The 21088-nt window shown below is 31.6% G+C and carries 2 protein-coding genes; both read right to left on the reverse strand.

The genetic code is table 11. The features are described 5' to 3' along the window. Positions 1 to 11238: a non-ribosomal peptide synthetase gene (locus AC061E_RS10280; RefSeq protein ID WP_478286162.1), complete on the reverse strand. Its 11238-nt coding sequence runs from the start codon at positions 11236 to 11238 to the stop codon at positions 1 to 3. Continuing rightward, the gene (locus AC061E_RS10285; protein WP_478286163.1) at positions 11238 to 20915 is read right to left on the reverse strand and encodes a non-ribosomal peptide synthetase; all 9678 of its coding nucleotides are present in this window, start codon (positions 20913 to 20915) and stop codon (positions 11238 to 11240) included. Before AC061E_RS10285 ends, AC061E_RS10280 begins: the two co-directional genes overlap by 1 nt. Positions 20916 to 21088 lie beyond the last annotated feature (173 nt).

A 21088-nucleotide genomic window follows, 5' to 3' on the forward strand; every position in this document is an offset into this window, starting at 1 on the left:
TTATTGAATTTTGTTTAATTGCTCTAATTCTTTCATGCTCAATCCTTTAAATGTAAAATCAGAAGGAGTTGTATAGACTACTTTTTCCATCGATAATTCTTCAATTAATCCTATTAAATTAATTTTACTTTGTTTTATTATTTCCTTTATGGTTTCATCATAAAATTGATCTTGACTATAACTTATATCTATATTTACACATCCATCAGATATTATTGCTTTTATATCTAAAAGCTGCTCTCTTTTCATTATTAATGAACTCTCATTCCCTTTATATTTGTCTATTATCTCAAACAATTTTGCGCCTTGCTTTATCTCTATACTATCGTTAGAATTCCCTAAATAGTTAAAAGAAACCTCAGGGTTTAGATTATATTCTTTTGATGCTAAATATTTTAAAACGCCATAGCCAATTCCCTTATTAGGCACTCGCCTTAAAGTATCCTTAACCGATATTAATTCTAAAATATTTTTGTCTTCTTTTAGGCTAAAGACGACTGGATACATAGACGTAAACCACCCTATTGTTCTACTTACATCTATATCTACATCAATATTCTCACGTCCATGGGCTTCCATCCAAATAGCCACTTCTTGAAGGTGAAAAGTTTTTTTAATGGCAGTTACACAACTCGTTAATAAAATTTCATTTATTGCTGTACCGTATGCTTTATTACATTTAGTTAATAAAACTTCTGTTAACTCTTTGTTTAAACTATACGATTGAGTTGATTCATCCTTCACAAAATTATTTCCACTGTCTTTGTCTAAAGGAATTTTATCTATTGCTATTGAATTCACTGATGACCAGTAGGATTGTTCTTTTTCTAAAGCCGCACTCTTAGAATACCTTTGCAGTTCTTTTTGCCAATGAACAAATGAATCTGTTTTTAACGGTAATTTTAAAGTCTCACCTAACATATATTGATTAAACAATACATCTAAATCTTCGAGTAAAATTTTCCAAGAAACAGCATCAATTACCAAATGATGAATAACAATTAATAAATGGTCGCCAGCTTCACCTTTAAATAATCCTAGTTTTAATAGTGGCCCTTCATTTATGTTGATACTAGATTGTAATTGTTCGCATTTTTCATGAAAACTCTCCAAATCATTATAATTCCATTGTTTCAAATCAAATTTTAACTCTTCACCATGATTCTTCTGCATCCAAACATTTGATGCAGATTTATGATAAGTCATTCGTAAAGCATCGTGATGCTGCATTATTTTGTCAAATACTTTTCGAACACCTTCTTCCTTAATTCCTTCACTATTAAACAACAGTATTGATTGATTAAAATGATGATAATTTATTAGGTGTTTTTCGAAGAAATAAAACTGTATTGGATTTAAGCCAACCTCTTCTTTTACGGTTTCTTGAGAAATCGTTCCATCTACTTTTTTAACTATTCTGGACAAATCTTCTATAATTGGATTTAGTAAGATATCTTGAATCGTTAAGGAAAGGTTTCTTTGTTTTAAGCGAGCAACTATTTGAATTGATTTTATAGAATCTCCTCCCATAATGAAAAAATCATCTTTAATTCCTATTTTTTCTTTTCGAAGCACTTCTTCATAAACACCTACTATTATTTCTTCTATTTCGTTCCTTGGTGAAACATAGGTTTCTTGATTTTTTAAATCTGAATCTTCTGGGTTTGGTAGTGCTTTTATATCTATTTTGCCATTAGTAGTGAGCGGAAATGCATCTAATTGTATAAAATATGTTGGTATCATATAATTAGTTAATGTTTTCTGCAACATGTTACGTAAGGATTTTAATTCTATTTCTTTATCGCTTATTAAATATGCTACTAATTCATCATTATTTCCGGATACTGCTTTTACTACTACAACTGCTTCTTTTACAACATTTAAACTATTTAAAGCATGTTCTATTTCTCCTATTTCGATACGATGACCTTTTATTTTAACTTGATTATCTTTCCTTCCAATAAATTCTAAAACACCATTAGAAAGTAGCCTTCCATAATCTCCAGTTTTATATATTTTTTCGTGTTCATTTCTGTATGGATTAGTAATAAAATTTTCAGCAGTTAATGCTTCTCTTTTTAAATATCCTCTTGCCACACTATTACCTCCTATACAAATTTCACCTGGTATTCCTATGCCACATAATTTATTTTTATTGTCTAATATTTGAGAATATGAGACTTTATTTGGTGTACCTATCAATGCACCATTATAATTATTTTCACTATGTTTTTTTAAGTAATGGTTTGCAGTAACAAACACTGTTGTTTCTGTAGGTCCATATAACTCATAAATTGACGCCCTTGGAAACACTTCGTGCATTTCTTTTAGTACACTGGTAGAAACTTTATCGCCTCCTATAAACAAATCTGAAATTCCATAATATTCTTCTACTTCTCCTGTGTTTTTTATATGAGCTAATATTTGTGACATTAGCGCTGGTACAGCATGAAATGCATTCACATTTTTCAGAATATCTGCTAATAAGTACATGTCCCTAATATGTTCATTCGGAAGCATTAACACAGTACCTCCTGTTAGCATAGGATAAAAAGATTCAAATAAAAAGATATCAAAGGCATTAGATGCCAATAAAGGCATTTTCATATTAGAAAGCCCAAACCTACTTTTACAGCTTTCAAGAAAAGCAACGACATTTTTATGCTCAATCATCACTCCTTTGGGTTTTCCAGTAGATCCTGAAGTATAAATGACATACGCTAAATCACTAGGTGTATTTATAAAAGAAATGGCATCTTCTTTATAATAATGCGTTTCATTTTGGAAAGTTAAAATCTCCTCTTCATCTATAAGTACTTTACAAGAGCTATCTTCTAACATATAATCAATTCGTTCTTGAGGGTAAGATGGATCTAAGGGCATATAAGCGCCTCCAGATTTTAAGACACCTAACATTGCAATGATTATCCATTCATTACGCTCCAGCTTAATACCGACTAAATCTTCTTGCTGAATTTTATATTTATTTCTTAAATAATTTCCTAGTTGATTTGATTTTTCTTGAAGATCTTTGAATGTATATTCTTTTTCTTCAAATAATAAAGCAATCGCATCAGGGGTTTTGTTTGCTTGATCTTCAAAAAGTGATACTATGGTTTGTTCTTCATCATATGGCGAAGACTTAGCTCCAAAATTATTAAGCAATTGTTCCTTTTCAAAATCATTTATATACTCTAAATCGTTTATCGACTTATTTGGTTGGGCAATAATACTTTCTGTAACCTGTAGAAAATGTAAAGCGATTCGTTCTGCCGTTTCTTCATAAAACAAATCTGAATTGTATTCTAAACTTAACCATAAGCCATCAGAACTCTGGTTAAAATTAAATGTTAAATCAAATTTTGTGACTTTAATAATTGTTTCATTATAGCTCTCTATTTGCAAACCTGGGAATGATCTATTTTCACTACTTATGACTGTATTTTGTAATGCTACAAATACATCAAATAAAACATTCCTACTCATATCTCTTTGTAAATCTAATTGACCTACTAATTCATCAAATGGATATATTTGATGCTCAAGACCTCCTAAAGCTATTTCTTTAACTTTTTTTAATAGATCCAAGTAACTGTCATTTCCTTTAAATTGAGATCTTAACGCTAAAGTATTTGTATAAAACCCAATTTGGTTTTCTAAATCTGAATGTGTTCTACCTCCTACTGGACTACCTATAATAATATCATTTTGATTAGTATATCTGTATAAAAGTATATTCACTATTGCTAATAGACTCATATACAACGTACCACCTTCTTTTACACTTATTTCTTTTAAAGCTTCTATTGTTGTTTTAGGAAGTTGTTTATTAATAGTACCTCCATTAAATGTTTTAATTATTGGTCTTTTTTTATCGGTAAGAAGATTTAATACTGGTATTTCTCCTTCAAATTGTTTCAACCAATAATATTTATGTTCCTCACTATCATTCTCTTGTAATTGTTTCTGTTGCCAAGAAGCATATTCTTTGTATTGTATACGAAGTGGAGTTAATGGATTTTCTTCTCCTTTAATAAAGGCGTTATACAACACAAATAGCTCTTTTGTTAAAATATCCATTGACCATCCATCACTAATGATATGATGTATTACATAACAAAATACCCATTCATTATTTTCTACCTGTAATAGAGTACATTTTAATAAATCATCAGAAGAAAGATTAAATTTATAATTACATAATTTATCTATAGTTTGTTCTACTTTATCTCTTTTTCCTTTATCTTCTGTTAAGTTTTTAAAGGTAATTTTATTTTTAACGTCCTCCTGTTCTTTAATAAACTGCTTAATTTCTCCATTTTCATCTTCTTTAAAATTAGTCCTTAAGCTTTCATGACGAAGTATTAACGTATGATAGGCTAAATTAAATGCTTCTAAGTTCAACTCACCTTTAAAAACATAAACCTCTGGCATGTTATATGTTACATTACCATCTTCCATCTGGCTTAAAACCCAAACTCTCCTTTGAGAAGATGATAATTCATAATTTTCATGTTTTTTTATTACTGGAATCTGTTTATCTCCTGCTATTTTAGATGTTGAATATTGTTCAATTAATTCAATTAAACTTTCTTTATTGACTTCGATTTCATTTAATAACTCTTTATTTATAACTCCTTTAGGTGCTTTAACATCTAATTTGTCATTAACTAATTTTATAGTAATATTAAGTTTATTTAACCTAGTGAGTAAATCATTAACTATGTCTATATTTTTAATTTCATTATTTTTAACTTCATTTATAACTTTAACTTGGTCTTCTAATGATTGAATTTCATAAATATCTTTTAGTTCTAATTTTATATTAAACTCTCTATCAATTAAGCTAATTAATCGTATTAATTTTAAACTATCACCACCTAAATCAAAGAAACAATCTTTAACCCCTATCCTCTTTTTGTTAAGTACCTCTTGCCATATCGTTACCAATATTTCTTCCTCTACTGTTCTTGGAGCCATGTACGCAACTCCACTCTCTAATCCCGCAATTTCCATGGATAACAAGGCCTTCGTATCGATCTTTCCGTTGGGAGTTCTAGGAAATGAGGATACTTGTGTGTAGTTGGATGGAATGGCATAACTTGGTAATACACCTCCTAGATATTGCTTTAGTTCCAATATATTTAAAGCGTCATCTCCCAGTACATAAACATACAATTCATTATCGCCAGAGGGGTTGTCCTTAGCCAATACTACTGCAGATTCTATTAATTTATAACTTTCTAAGGCATATTGAACCTCTCCTAGTTCTATGCGATAACCCCGAATTTTTACCTGATCATCTTTCCGGCCTAAAAACTCAATCTCTCCCTTCGCATTCCATCTCCCCAAATCGCCAGTCTTATACATCTTCCCTCCAACACTAAACGGATCAGCCACAAACTTCTCTTTAGTTAATTCTGGGCGATTTAGATAACCTTTGGTAACTCCATCACCTCCTATACATAGTTCTCCGATTACTCCAATCGGAACCAAGGCATCTTCTTTGTTCAATATGTAGATATAGCTATTGGCTATTGGTTTTCCTATGGTTGATTTAACTTTATCACCTGCCACATATTTATGGACACTACTCCATACTGTACATTCCGTTGGACCGTATTCATTGAATAAACTACAGCCAGACTGCCCTATGGTGCTATCATAATGGTCTGATATTAGACTTATTGGACAATGTTCTCCTGCTACTGTAACCTCTTTTAATGAACTTGAGTCAACTTCTGACAAGGAATTTAATAGTAAACGATAATATGAGGGAACGGTTAATAAGTGACTAATCTGCTCGGTGATGATATAGTCAGCAATAAAAGGGACATTGCTTATGTCGGAACCCTTTGTCACACACAATTGTCCACCAGTGCTCAAAGTACTGAAAATTCCGGCTACGGAACTGTCAAAGGCTATAGAGGACAATAACAAAAAACGGTCTATTTTTCCGTACACGGATTCGCGTGGAGCCAATGAGTGAATTAAGTTACCATGGGACACTAAAACGCCTTTAGGGTTTCCAGTTGAACCTGAAGTGTATATAATATACACCAAATCTTTTACCTTGATAGATATTGATGGTGCATGCTTGGAGTTTGATAGCCCTAATAACTGTAGATCCATGGCGAACAGGTCCCCGCTATAATAGTTTAAATCAAAGATGTAATCTGATTGAGTAAGTAATACTTTTACATTAGTATCTTTAAGAATAAATTCTTTTCGGGAAACAGGATAATCAGGATCGATAGGCACATAGGCTCCACCTGATTTTAAAACCCCTAAAATCCCAATAAACATCAGCTCTGAACGATCCATCATAATACCAATTAAATCATTCCCAGAGACACCATATTCTTCTATTAAATAGTGCGCTAATTGATTAGAACGGTCTTCTAGTTCCTGATAACTTAAGCGAATCCCTTCATAATATACAGCTATGGCTTCTGGGGTCTTTTTTACCTGTTCCTCTATGAGGGTAACTATTGTAGTTGAACTATCATAAGGAATTTTCAAAGCGTTAAAACTTTCTAATAGATGATTCGCTTCTTGCTCTGTTAGGCAACTTAGCTCTGATATAGATGTTTTTGAGCTCGCTAGCATCTCATTTAATAACTGTTCTAAATGAGTATGTATTTGGACTATCCAATCATAATCAAAAACATCCGTGTTATAGATTGTACTGATATGAATACCGTCTTCGCTTTCTAAAAAGTTAAATACAAGGTCAAAAATACTCTTGTGGGATACCTCTCCTTCATAGTAGGTTACGGACAGGCCTTCTAATTTTTGTGAGGTGATCTTCTCTGTACTTGTTTTGTTTTGAACGATTACTTGCACATCAAACAAGGGGTTGCGGCTCATATCGCGTTGTAAACCTAAACCCGACACTAAGTCATCAAAGGGGTATAATTGGTGGGCATGGGCATCTAAAACGACTGTCTTGACCTTTGATAATAGTTCTTTAAAGTTATCTTCTTTGCTGAATTGGGTCCTTAAGGCCAGGGTATTGACATAAAATCCTATCTGATCTTCTAAATCTCTATGATCACGACCTGCTATAGGACTACCGATTATTATATCTTCTTGGAAGGTGTAATGGTAAAATAATGCGTTCACTGCGCTTAGCAGACCCATAAATAGCGTGGCTTCTTCTTTTTGCAATAAAGCAGCCAAAGTATTACTTAATGTTTTAGAAAGCTTACTGTTAAAAACACCGCCATTATAAGTCTTTATTCCTGGACGTACCTTACCACCCGATAGGTCTAAAACGGGCAATTCCCCTGAAAATTGATTGAGCCAGTAGTCCTTATCCGAACTAGAATCACTAAGAGTATTCAGTTGCCAAGAGGCATAGTCCTTGTATTGGATTTGTAAGGGAGGTAAAGAGTATGTTACTCCTGTTACTAGACTGTTGTAAAGCATCAAGAGTTCCTTAATCATTATTTCCAAAGACCAGCCATCACTTATTATATGGTGTATAACACTACTAAATATCCAGTTGTCTTCCGATATTTGATATATGTCAACGCGTAACAAAGGCCCTTTTGACAGATCAAATGGGTTTTGTAATGTCTTGGATAATGCAAACGAAAGGTCAGCCTCTGAGAACTTACGGGCATCTACAGTTCGCAAACTGAAATCCACGGATGCAATAGGCTGTATGTATTGATGAATATCTCCTGCGACATCCTTCTTAAAATAGGTGCGTAAGATTTCATGTCGTGATATTAAGGTCTTGAAGGACTGCTCTAACAAAGATAACTCTAAATGCCCCTTAAAGACATACACCGCCGACATGTTATAAGCGATATTAGCGTCTTCAAATTGACTCATAATCCATAAACGCCTTTGCATCAATGATAAGGGATAAGAATCTTGTACCTCCAGTCGGGGGATGGAATAGTATTTCTCTGATGTTTTGGAGGATATCAACGCACTTTGTGATTGTAAATCTGGATGGTTGAAGAATTCTAATAATCGGAGTTTTACATTGAATTCCTTATGAATCCTGCTCATTAGTTTTGTAGCCTTGAGACTATGCCCTCCTAATTCAAAAAAGTTGTCTAACAATCCTACCTGAGGGACATTGAGTATCTCCATCCACAGCTCACTCAATTTCTTCTCTATTTCATTCTCTGGTGCAACATATAAATCATTGTTCGGGAGCATTCCAGTGATGCCTGGCAGATTAGTTCTATCGATTTTGCCATTAACCGTTAATGGAAATCTCTCCAGAACATGTATGTAGCTCGGTACCATGTAAGAAGGTAATCTTCGCAACAACCAATCGCGTAAAACACTTTCTGCTATTGCTTCTTCGCTGGTAATGTATCCTAATAACAGCTTATCACCTTGACTTTCCTCTACTATTACTAACGTAGAATTCACCCCAGGATAGGTACTCAATAGGTGTTCAATCTCACCTAATTCTATACGGTAGCCTCTGAGCTTTATTTGGGTGTCTTGCCGTCCTATAAATTCAATATCGCCATTTTGATTCCTTTTTACTAAATCTCCTGTCTTATATAAACTTTGTCCTGGGATAAAAGGAGAAGCTATAAATTTTTCTTCTGTTAGATCCTCTAGATTTAAATACCCTCTTGAAACTCCAGAACCCCCTATATAGAGTTCGCCGACTACGCCTTTTGGAACCAAAGACATGGTAGAATCCAATATGTAAGCGGTACTATTGCTTATGGGTTTCCCTATTGGAATTGTATATGTTCCTTCACCTACTTCCTGTACTGAATAACTGGTTGAAAAGGTTGTGTTCTCTGTTGGTCCATACCCATTTATGATTTCCATCGAGGGGTATCTTGAACGTAATTTCCTAATGTGTACATGTGAAAGACGATCCCCTCCTGATAATAGAGTCGTCAAGCCTTCAAATACATCTATGGCATCGTCTATTAGTTGATTAAGTAAGCCACAAGTAAACCACATCATAGTAACTCCTTTGGCTTTTATAAAAGAAGATAAATCTATAGTAGACAAGAAGAGATCTTCTTCGCTTAAGATCAATGTCCCACCATTTAATAGCATTCCCCAATATTCAAAAGTGGTGGCATCAAATGAAAAGGAACCTGTAGACAATAAGATGGAACTCGGTGCTATATCGATATAATTCGGCTTTTTCACTAATCGAATTATGCCTCTGTCTTCTATTAAAACGCCTTTTGGCCGTCCTGTAGATCCTGAGGTGTACATCACATAAGCCAAACTGGATTGATCTCTTGAGCAGATGTCTTTTTCTTTAGAATAGTCTCCAATGCTGGATTCGAAATCGTAAATGAGTTCTGGTGTGATCACAACCTTACTTTTGGTATCGGATACGATGAAGTCTATTCGGTCTTGTGGATAATCCAAAGCGATTGGGACATACGCACAACCTGCTTTTAAAATACCTAAGATCGATATGATCTGCCAATGGCTTTTAGGCAGGGCTATAGCTATTAAATCTTCCAAATCCAATTCACTATGCTTCTCCAAATAATGACTGAATTGACTGCTCAGCTCATCCAACTCACTATAGCTTAATGAGATTTCACCATAGATCAATGCGGTCTTATCAGCAACCAATGCAACTTGCTCCTTAAACAAACCCAGTAAAGAAATCTCTTCTTCAAATATTGTCTCTGTTGTATTGTAATCCACTAACAGTTCGTGTTCCTCTAATGCATTTAAACATGAAATCGTGGAGAGGTCTTTTTCTGGAGAGGATACTAGTCCTTCTAGCATCTGCTCCATATGCAGCAATAGCTGCTCACATAGCCTTTTACTGAAAATATCACTATTATATTCTATTACTATACTTAAGCTATTTGACTCTTCGGCAAATGAGAATAACAAATCAAATTTACTTCCAAAATGTTGTTCATTTTTATAAGGTGATATAGATAGGGAAGTTCCTTCTAGTACATCTGCTATTTGTTTTTCTTTTGAATCTTGAACTACCAGCATTATGTCAAATAATGCGCTTCTACTTAAATCTCTTTTAATATTAAGGTCATCTAACAGTTCATCAAAAGGGTAATCTTGGTGTTCGAAGGCATTAAGAGTATTTTCCTTGACCTTTCCGAAAAGAGTTTCAAAACTATCCCCCGATGTAAATTTAGTTCGAAGTGCCAGGGTGTTTACATAAAAACCTATTTGATCGTGAAGCACTGTGTTAGTCCTTCCAGAAACTGGACTTCCTATAATAAATTCTTCTTGGCCTGTATATTTATGTAATATTACATTTAGAAGGCTTAGACACCCCATAAACAAAGTGCCTTCATTGGCTTTGTACAACGTTTTGAATTGCTCATTAAGTGCCGTGCCGATTTTACGCTCTACTATTCCTCCATTATAGGTTTTTATTACCGGACGGGGGAAGTCTCCAAAATGGGATAGTGTTGGTAAATCACCTTTTAAATGTTCTAACCAATAGGTTTTATCTTTTTCTAAATGCCCATTAACCAGCTGCTCTTGCTGCCATACGGCGTAGTCTTTATATTGGATTTCGAGTTCCTTTTTTGAGTCAACTCTATTTTCGCCTAGTAATTTATATTGCCCTATCAATTCATTCATCATGACATCAATAGACCAGCCATCACTTATAATATGATGCATCACAAAACAAAATATCCATTTTTCATTAGTTAAACGAATTACAACACCTCTTAATAGAGGGCCTTCTTCTAAATCAAATAGTAATGCACATTCTTTTTCTATGTAAGTTTCTAATTTCTGCTTATAAGTATTGATTCCTCTAAAATCTATCTCTACTAACGAAAAATTTATATCTTCAATGTTTCTTATATACTGCTTTACATTCCCTAGTGTATCTTCTTTGAAAACTGTTCTAAGGATTTCATGACGGTATATTAAATTTTTAAAAGATTGATTTAATAATTCATAACTAAACTCACCCGTTAATTCATAGATACTAGGCATATTATAAGAAATACTAGCACGATCTACTTGACTTAATGTCCATAACCTTTGTTGAGATGATGATAAAGGGTATCCATTTAATTGTGGAGTTTTGTGTATTGTGTTTTTTATATAATTTGAATTATCAAGGCTTCCATTTTCTAAAATAATTTCAGTTAACTCTTCTTTTCTTGCCTTTATTTCTGCAATTAAGTTTTTATTAATATCAGTTCCATTAGTAAACACTTTTAGTTTACCATCTATAACTTTTAATAATAAATTATTCTCTTGTATTTTATTTAATAAATCTTTCATTAATCTATATTTATTTCTTGAAGTTCTTTGTTTTCAGATAACTCTTTTTGCTGTAACATAAATTTCACATGTTCGGAAATTCCAGATATTGTAGGGTCTTCAAAGATTTTTTTTATCTTAATTTTAACTAGAAACAATTCATTAATTTTATTTATAAGCCGTGTAGTTTTTAAACTTTCACCTCCTAAATCGAAAAAATTATCGTAAATTCCGATGGATTCTTTTTCAAGTAAATCTTTCCAAACTTGCGTTATCTTAATTTCAATTTCATTTCTTGCTGGCGCAAATGAGATTCCAGATTCTAAAAGACTTCCATTTTGTTCATGAAGAGCTTTTTTCTCGATTTTCCCATTCGTATTTAATGGCATTTTATCTATTTTAATATATTTGGCAGGAATCATATAATCTGGCAATATTCTATTCAGATACCTTCTTATATCGAGTATATTAAGTTCTTCTTTCACTACAAAATAGGCTACCAATTCTTTTATTCCTTCACTATTTAAAGCTACTAAAACGGCTACACTTTCTACGGCAGGATGATTTTGCAAACTATTTTCAACCTCTCCTAATTCTATTCTATATCCTCTAATTTTTACTTGGTCATCTTTTCTTCCTATAAATTCAATATTTCCATCTGGAAGCCATTTTCCTAAATCACCTGTTTTATAGGTTCTACCGTGAAATTCACTTGTAATAAATTTTTCTGAAGTTAGTTGGGATTGATTTTTATATCCTCTGGCTAAACCGGAACCGCTTATCCTAATCTCTCCAATAATTCCTATAGGTTGAAGTAGTCCTTTATTATTTGTAATAGTTATAGTTCTGTTTGTTATCGGTTTTCCAATGATACATTTTTCAGAAATATTATTAATTTTATAATAGGTACTACAAACTGTAGCTTCACTTGGCCCATAAGTATCATATACTTTGGTTGTATTTAGAAATTTAGAAACATAATTTCTATTAAGTTTATCTCCTCCACTTATTAATAATCTTAATTTGTTTACATTAAACTCAGACTCATTTAATGCTTTTATTATTAATGGCGTAGAACTTAAAACTGTAGCATTTTCTTCTTCTATTAGATGTTGAATTTCTTTAATATCTCTACCTCCAGTTACTCCCATTAAAATTGTTGCTCCTGTCATTAAAGCGGGATATATTTCTTCTACATGGGTATCAAAAGATATTGAAGATTGCTGGATTATAGTATCAAATTCATTTAACTTGAAGGTTTCGATAAATGTTGAACAATAATCTAGTATGTTAGCATGTTCAACCATTACTCCTTTTGGGTTTCCTGTTGTTCCTGAAGTATAAATTGTATATGCTAAATCCGAATTATTGATATTACTTTCTAAGTTGTTTTTTTTAAGTATGTCTATATCTTGTTCAAATTTCAATAATTCAAATTCATTGATTATACAACTACAAAAACTGTCTGATTTAATATATTCTATACGCGATTTAGGATATTGAGGGTCTATGGGTAAATATGCTGATCCTGTTTTTAGTATTGCTAGCATGCTTATAAGCAACCATTCACTTCGTTCAAGTTCAATCCCAATTAATATATCAGATCCAACAGCGTAATTTCCTTTAAGGTAGTTCGCTAATTGATTTGCTTTTTCATTTAACTCTTGATAAGTAAAACACTTGTTATCAAATGATAATGCTTTGTTTTCAGGGTATTTCAATACCGTGTTTTCAAATTCTTGTATAATTGTTTTTTCAGAAATCTTCCTTGAATCTGTAGAACTAAATTTTTCTAATAAGAGCTTCTTTTCTGTTGTAGTTAGAATATCTATATCATTAATTTTAATTTCAGGATTTTCTATTACGCTTAAAATGACTTGCTCTAAATGTTGCAACATTCTTTGAGCTGTTTCTTGAGTATATATATCGCTATTATATTCTATACTCGCTTCTATTTCGTCATTGACTTCTAGAAAATTAAACGATAAATCAAATTTACTTACTTCGTAATCAAAACCTTGAAAATCAGAAATATGTAGTCCTTCTATTTGGTGTTCTTTATTTTTAGTAAGTTGATTATTTGTTGCATTTTGCAATACAACCATTACATCAAATAAAGCATTTTTGCTCATGTCTCTTCGTAGTTTTAAATCGTTTATTAATTCATCGAAGGGATAGGCTTGATACTTATAAGCTTCAAGTGTATTTTGTTTAACTAATTGGAATAATTCTTTAAATGAATTCGTGCAACTAAATTGTGTTCTAAGTGCTAATGTATTTAAATAGAACCCTATTTGATCTTCTAAATCTGCATGTTCTCTATTAGCTATCGGACAACCAATAATAATATCTTGAGAATTTGTATATCTATAAAGTAAAATCTTAACTATTGTGAGTAAACTAATAAATAAAGTAGCTCCTTCCTGATTAGTTTGATATTTAAGTTTCTGTGTTAAATCTGCAGGTATTATTGTTTGAATTATTTTACCATTATATGTCTGTACTAAAGGCCTTGGCTTATCTTCGGGTAATTGAAGTACAGGTAATTCTCCTTCAAATTGTTTAAGCCAATATTTTCTATGAAGCTCTAATTTTCCTTCTTTGAATTGATTTTGTTGCCAAACAGCATAGTCTTTATATTGAATCTTAAGAGTTTCTTTTTCTAAACTTATACCTTTATTGTATTCATCATATGTTTCTAATAGTTCTTTAATTAAAATGTCCATAGACCATCCATCACTAATTATATGATGCATGACATAACTAAAAATCCATTTATCATCTTCAATTTGATAGATAGAAGCTTTTATTAGTAGTCCAGACTCTAAATTAAAGTTAGTTTCAACGTCTTCTTTTATATATGCTGCCAACGTTTGTTTTTTATTAGTAACTTCTTGAAGATTCTTATAGGTTAACTCAAAATCAACTTTTCCAGCTGATAAAATATACTGTCTAGCTTCTCCTTCATTATTTTCTTTAAAAACTGTTCTTAAGCTTTCATGACGTTCAATAAGGCTTTCAAAAGCAAACGTTAAACTATTATAATTTAAGGTCCCTGTGAATTCAAAAACCGCCGGCATGTTATATGCTGTGTTGGCATCTTCAAATTGACTTAGAATCCATAATCTTTTTTGAGAAGAGGAAAGTGGATAATTGGATTGTTCTTTAACTTTCGGAATTTGATAATAATGACTTTTAAAAGCATTATCAATTAGCATCGCCTGATCTTGTAATATCGTTGTTTCGAATAATTTTTTTAGTTCGATTTTAACGTCAAATTCCTTATGTAATTGACTTATTAATCTGGTCACTTTTAAACTATGCCCTCCTAAATCAAAGAAATCATCAGTAATACTTATCTGGTCAAAATCTAATATTTCTTTCCAAATATCAACTAATTTGGCTTCTGTTTCATTTCTTGCTTTTAATATAACTTTTTCAAGATTTAGATCTAATTGTGGTATTGGTAGTTCTTTTTTATCTACTTTCCCATTGGAATTTAATGGCAATGCTTCTAAACAAACGAAATATTTTGGAATCATGTAATCAGGCAAGTGCTCTCTTAAATATTTTGGAAAGTTTTGTATTTCTTTAGCTTTGCTAGTATAGTATGCAACGAGTTCATTATCCTTATTTTTAGTTTCTCTTGCTATGACTATACATGAAACAAGCTCTTCATGATTAGACAAAATATTTTCTATTTCTCCTAATTCAATACGATGCCCTCTTATTTTAACTTGATCGTCTACTCTACCTATAATCTCAATGCTACCATCTGGCAGCCATCTTCCTAAATCTCCTGTTTTATAAATGGTTTTATTGGCTGTATAGGGATGAGGTACGAATTTTTCGATAGTCATTTCAGGATTATTCAAATATCCTCTTGACAATCCTACTCCTCCCACATATATTTCACCAACTACTCCTATTGGTGGAATTGATTTTTTATAATCTTTTTGATTTAGTATATAACATTCTGAATTTGAGATTCCTTTTCCTATGGGTATCGTATTAATATTATCGACAACTTGTTCTACATTATAAAAAGAAGAAAATGTTGTGTTTTCTGTTGGTCCATAAACATGAACTAAATTGACTTGATTATAGCGTTCTTTAAATTGTTTTACATGGGATACTGAAACTCTTTCTCCTCCAAATAGTACATATTTTAAGTTGTCAAATCTTGAAAAATTAATATCAACTAAAGAATTAAACAGTGCTGTAGTTAAAAAGAATATAGATATTTTATTGTGATTAATTGTTTCTCCTAAAAATTCATAATCGAGAAAACATTCTTTAAGTGGAATATGAAGCGTAGCACCATTTAATAGAGATCCAAAAATGTCAAAAACAGAGCCGTCAAAAGTAAAATTAGATAAACTTAAGATGCAATCTTCTTCATCAATATTTACGTAATTCATAGACTTTATTAATCTAATAATACTTTTTTGTTCTACCATAACTCCTTTAGGTGTTCCGGTCGATCCAGAGGTGTACATTACATATGCTAAGTCATTACATACTGATTTAGTAATGATTTCATTATTTGGAACATTGATGTCGTCTAATTGTACATCAATTGCAAAAAATCCTCCTTGATAGAAATCATAATTGAACAGATATTCAGTTTGGGTAATTAGTATTTTTATTGCTGTATCCGAAATGATATATTCTTGCCGAGTTTTAGGATAGTCAGGATCTATTGGAACATAAGCTGCTCCAGATTTTAGTATTCCTAATATAGCAACAATATACATGTGTGATCTATCTAAAGCTATACCAATAAGATCCTCTTTTTTTAGATCGAAGTTTTGCTTTAAAAAGACTGCTAATTGATCTGATTTATAATCTAATTCCCCATAAGTAAGTGCTTCTCCATTAAATACAAGTGCTTTTTTATGCGGATGTTGCTTTACTTGCTCTTTAAATAATTCTAATATATTTTTATCCATTGGATATTCTATAGCTGTATCATTAAAATCCACAAGAATTTTTTCTGTCTCTTTTTTGGTTAAAATATTAATTTCATCTAGAGTATATTCAGGTTTATCACTAATAACTTCTACTATTTTTTCGAAATGCTGCAATAATTGATTAATAGTAAATTCATTGAAAATATCTGTATTAAAAACAATAGTGGTTAAAAGCTCTCCTTGGGTTTCAATGAAGTTAAAACTAAGGTCAAACCTACTTACATTCAATTCGCATTCCTTGTAAACTTGAATGTTTAAATCTCCCATTTTTCCTAATGTCACTGTTTCGTCTAGGTCTGCATTCTGTAAAACAACTGTTACATCAAATAAAGGGTTACGACTAATGTCATGCTTTAATTTTAAATTGTCTATTAGTAAATCAAATGGATAAAGCTGGTGCTCAAAAGCTTCTAATGTTCCTTTCTTTACATTTTGTAATAATTCTTTAAAGCTGTCTAATCCTTTAAACCGAGTTCTTAAAGGCAAAACATTAATATAAAGACCTATTTGACTCTCTAAATCAGTATGTACTCTACCAGACATTTGACTTCCTATTATGATGTCTTCATCACTTGTATATTTATAGAGTAAAGTATTCACAATGGCTTGCAATCCCATGAATAGTGTTACTTCTTCTTCTTGAAAAAGTTTTTTTAAAGTCTTTAAACTTGAAGCATTTATTCTTTTTTCTTTTATGGAACCATTGTATGTTTTAATTTTTGGTCTTACTTTATCTCCCAATAAATTAAGCATAGGAATATCTCCTTTGAATTGTTGAATCCAATAGTTTTCATGCCCTTTTAACACTTGTTCTTCTAATAATTTACTTTGCCAAGTAACATAATCTTTATAATGAATTCTCAATGGATTTGGCATCTTCGAATCTCCATTTACATATATATTGTAAAATAAGAATAATTCTTTAATGAGAATTTCCATAGATAAACCATCACTTATTAGATGATGTAATATGCAACTACAAACCCATTTTTCGTCTTCAAGTTGAATTATGTCTACTTTCAATAATGGACCTACGGCTAAGTTAAATTGAGTTTCTGATAATGTCGATACTTTATTTTTTAACTCATTTTCTTTACTTTCAAACCTTCTAAAGTCGTGGTAATCAATATTAAAATCATAATCGGTGCTTGATATAATATGTTGTCTTGGCTCCCCATCTTCTCCTGCTTTAAATAAAGTCCGTAGGCTTTCATGACGCTCTATAAGCGTTTTAAAGGAAGACATTATTGCCAGTCTATCCAGATTACCCGTAAGTATATAGATTCCAGAAATATTATAAGCTTTTGTCGCTCCTTCAGATTGACTTACAGCCCATAATCTTCGTTGAGAAGAGGATGTCGGATAACTTTCTTGCTTAGGAACAGGCTCAATTTCATTAAATTTGGTTTCGTTTAAAGACTCTATTATTTTTGAAAGTTCAATAATTGTTCTTGTTTCAAAGACATGACTAATTCGAATTTTAATTCCTAGTTCTTTATGAATCATAGCAACCAAATGAGTCGCTTTGATACTATGCCCACCAGATTCAAAGAAATTATCTGTAACTCCTATCTTTTGGATTCCTAAAACTTCCTGCCAAATGTCAACCAATTTTTTTTCAAGCCAATTTCTTGGAGCTATATATTCTTTTCTTACAATATCTTCTCCCGAAATGCTAGGCAGCGCTTTCCTATCTATTTTCCCATTTGGGGTTAATGGCATTTTATCCAATTTTGAATAAAAACTTGGAACCATGTAATCTGGTAATTTTTCCTGTAGAAAACTTCTCAATTCCGACTTATCTATGTCAGCAGTAGAGAATAAATAAGCAACTAATACTTTCTCTCCTTTTACTTCTTTAGTCTCTACAACTACTTGATTTAAATACTCTGAGTATTGTAATATAACGTTTTCTATTTCTCCAAGTTCAATTCTGTAACCTCTAATTTTTACCTGATGATCTTTTCTGCCTAAAAATTCAATATTACCATCAGATAACCAACAACCTAAATCTCCCGTATCATACATTCGCTCTCCAACTTTGAAAGGATTTGCAATAAACTTCTCATTCGTAAGTTCTGGTTTGTTTAAATAACCTCTTGAAACTCCCGAGCCTGATATATAAATTTTACCAGTTACTCCTATTGCCACTGATTGCAAATTTTCATCTAGAATATAAATCTGAGTGTTTGTTATTGGGCATCCGATAGGCGGATTATATTTCAGATAATTGTCTTTTATTGTAATTGTTGAGACAACATGTGTTTCAGCTGGACCATAGTGATTATGGAGTTTGGTATCTGATTCACTAATTTTATCTATCGCGTCCTTACTTAAAATTAGTTGTTCTCCCGCAACTATAATATTTTTTAATAAACTGGTTTTTAATAAACTATAGAAGGCCTTAACATCAATTAATATCTTAAAATATGACGTTGGTAAAAAGACCGTATCGATATTGTTCCTTTTTATAAAGGCAGACAGCTCGTTTGAATCTGTTTTAACTATTTCTGTAACTGGATATAAGGTTGCCCCTCTTGTTAATGTTGTAAATATTTCCTGAAAAGAGACATCAAAACTTATACTTGTGAATTGTAAAACTTTATAAACTTCACTAGTCTCAAATTGTTTGTTATGAAAAACAATTAGATTGAACATGCTTATATGTTCCATCATAATACCCTTTGGAGTTCCCGTAGAACCAGAGGTATAGATAACATAAACGAGATCATTGTTTTTAATAATTAGATCATCTTTTTTTTGAGAATACTTTTCCTTTACCACATTAAACCTCTCCAATTCCTCGTGGTCAATAACAACTTTACAATTGCTGTCTTTTTCCATATAGGCTATCCTCTCTTTAGGATAATTGATATCTATAGGAACATAAGCCGCACCAGCCTTTAACACTCCTAAAATAGCGATGATAAATTTTTCGCTTCTCTCTAATTTTATACCTATTAAATCATCAGATTTAATAGCGTAGTTTTCTCTTAAATAAAAGGCTAATTGATTCGTTTTATAATCGAGTTCTTGATAAGTTAATTCGGTTTCTTCAAACACAACAGCGATATTATTTGGTGCTTTCTGTACCTGCTCTTCAAATAAATCGATTATTGTTTTGTCTTTAGGATATGCTACTTCTGTATCATTGAACACTGATAAAACCAGATTTTTTTCGGATTCTGTTAGATAATCCAATGAACCGATGGAAACTTCAGATTTTGTAATAATGCAATTCAATAAGACTTCAAAATGGCTTACTATATTATCCGCAAAATATGTTGAATAAATATCAGTGTTATATATCAATGTTAAACCCAGTCCTTCAGCTGTTTCTTTAAAAGCAAATTCTAAATCAAACTTGCTAAGAACTTTTTCTTCAGATTGGTATCCCTTAATTTTAACTTCCCTTACTTTTTGGCTACTTACTTTAAATAAATCATCATTCTGAACTGTAACCATAACATCGAACAATGGATTACGGCTAGTATCTCGATTGATTGGCAAATACTCTACTAACTCATCAAATGGAAAAATTTGATGTTCGTACGCTCCAAGGACAACCTCTTTTACTTTTGTTAACACTTCTTTAAAACTGTCATCTGCATTAAACTGTGATCTTAAAGCCAAAGTATTTACATAAAAACCAATTTGATTTTGTAAATCTACATGTTCCCTTCCTGCTATTGGGCTTCCTATAACTATATCTTTGTGATTACTATATCTAAACAATAAAACTTTTACAGCCGTTAGTAACCCCATAAACAAGGTACTCCCTTGTGATTGACATAATTTATCGAAATCATTTAAAAGACTCTCATTGTAAAGTTTTTTTACAGCGTTTCCATTATAGGTTTTAATTAATGGTCTTGCTTTATAAGAAGGTAAATCTAATACCGGAAGCTCTCCATTAAATTGTTGTAACCAATAGGATTTATGTACTTCTATATTATCATTCTTCAATTGTTCCTGTTGCCATGTGGAATAATCCTTATACTGTATTTTTAGTGCTTGCAATGGATTAAGATTTCCTTTTACATGAGCGTCATATAATTCAAATAATTCATTGGTCATTATTTCTGACGACCATCCATCACTTATAATATGGTGCATCACGCAAATAAACACATAGGCATCTTGTGATGTTTTTACTAATTTGGCTCGAAGTAAGGAATCGGTTGATAAATCAAAAGTAAATGCTGCTTCTTCTTGAATAATAGATTTTATTTTTCCTTCCGAATTAACTTCTTTGCTTAAATCTACATATTGTAATTGGAACTTAATATCTTTCAAATTCAATATCACTTGCCTAACCACCCCTGATTCATCTTCTTTGAACAGAGTTCTTAATGATTCATGGCGTTCTATAAGCGACAGAAAAGCACTTTCCAAAGAAGGGATGGCTAATTTGCCTTCCAATTCAAAAACATTTGGCATGTTATAAGCTATATTTCCTCCTTCGAATTGGCTTAGTAGCCACAACCTACGTTGGGAAGAAGATAAAATATAACTAGATTGTTCTGGAACTTTAGGGATAAATACATGTACGTCTTTTTTTGTTTTATATAAAGTAATAAATTCTATTAATTCTTTTTTATTTAACTGAATTTCGTTTAATATATCCTGAGTCATAACTCCTTTAGGAGCCTGAATATCAAGCTTATCATCGAGTAAATCAATTTTTATATTAAACTCATTTAATTTTTTAAGTAGTGTTTTCATTTCTCTTGTCGTGTCAAAATTTATTAATTGCCTATTCTACTTCTTTCCTCTTCATTACCAGTTTCTCTTTTACCAGTCTTAAATTCTTAATTTCTGAACTAAGTATTTTATTTATGGAATAACTCTCAGATTTCCAGTAAATTTTCTTAAATAAAAGAACATCAATAAAAAAA

The organism is Flavobacterium sp. GNP011, assembly GCF_056428925.1.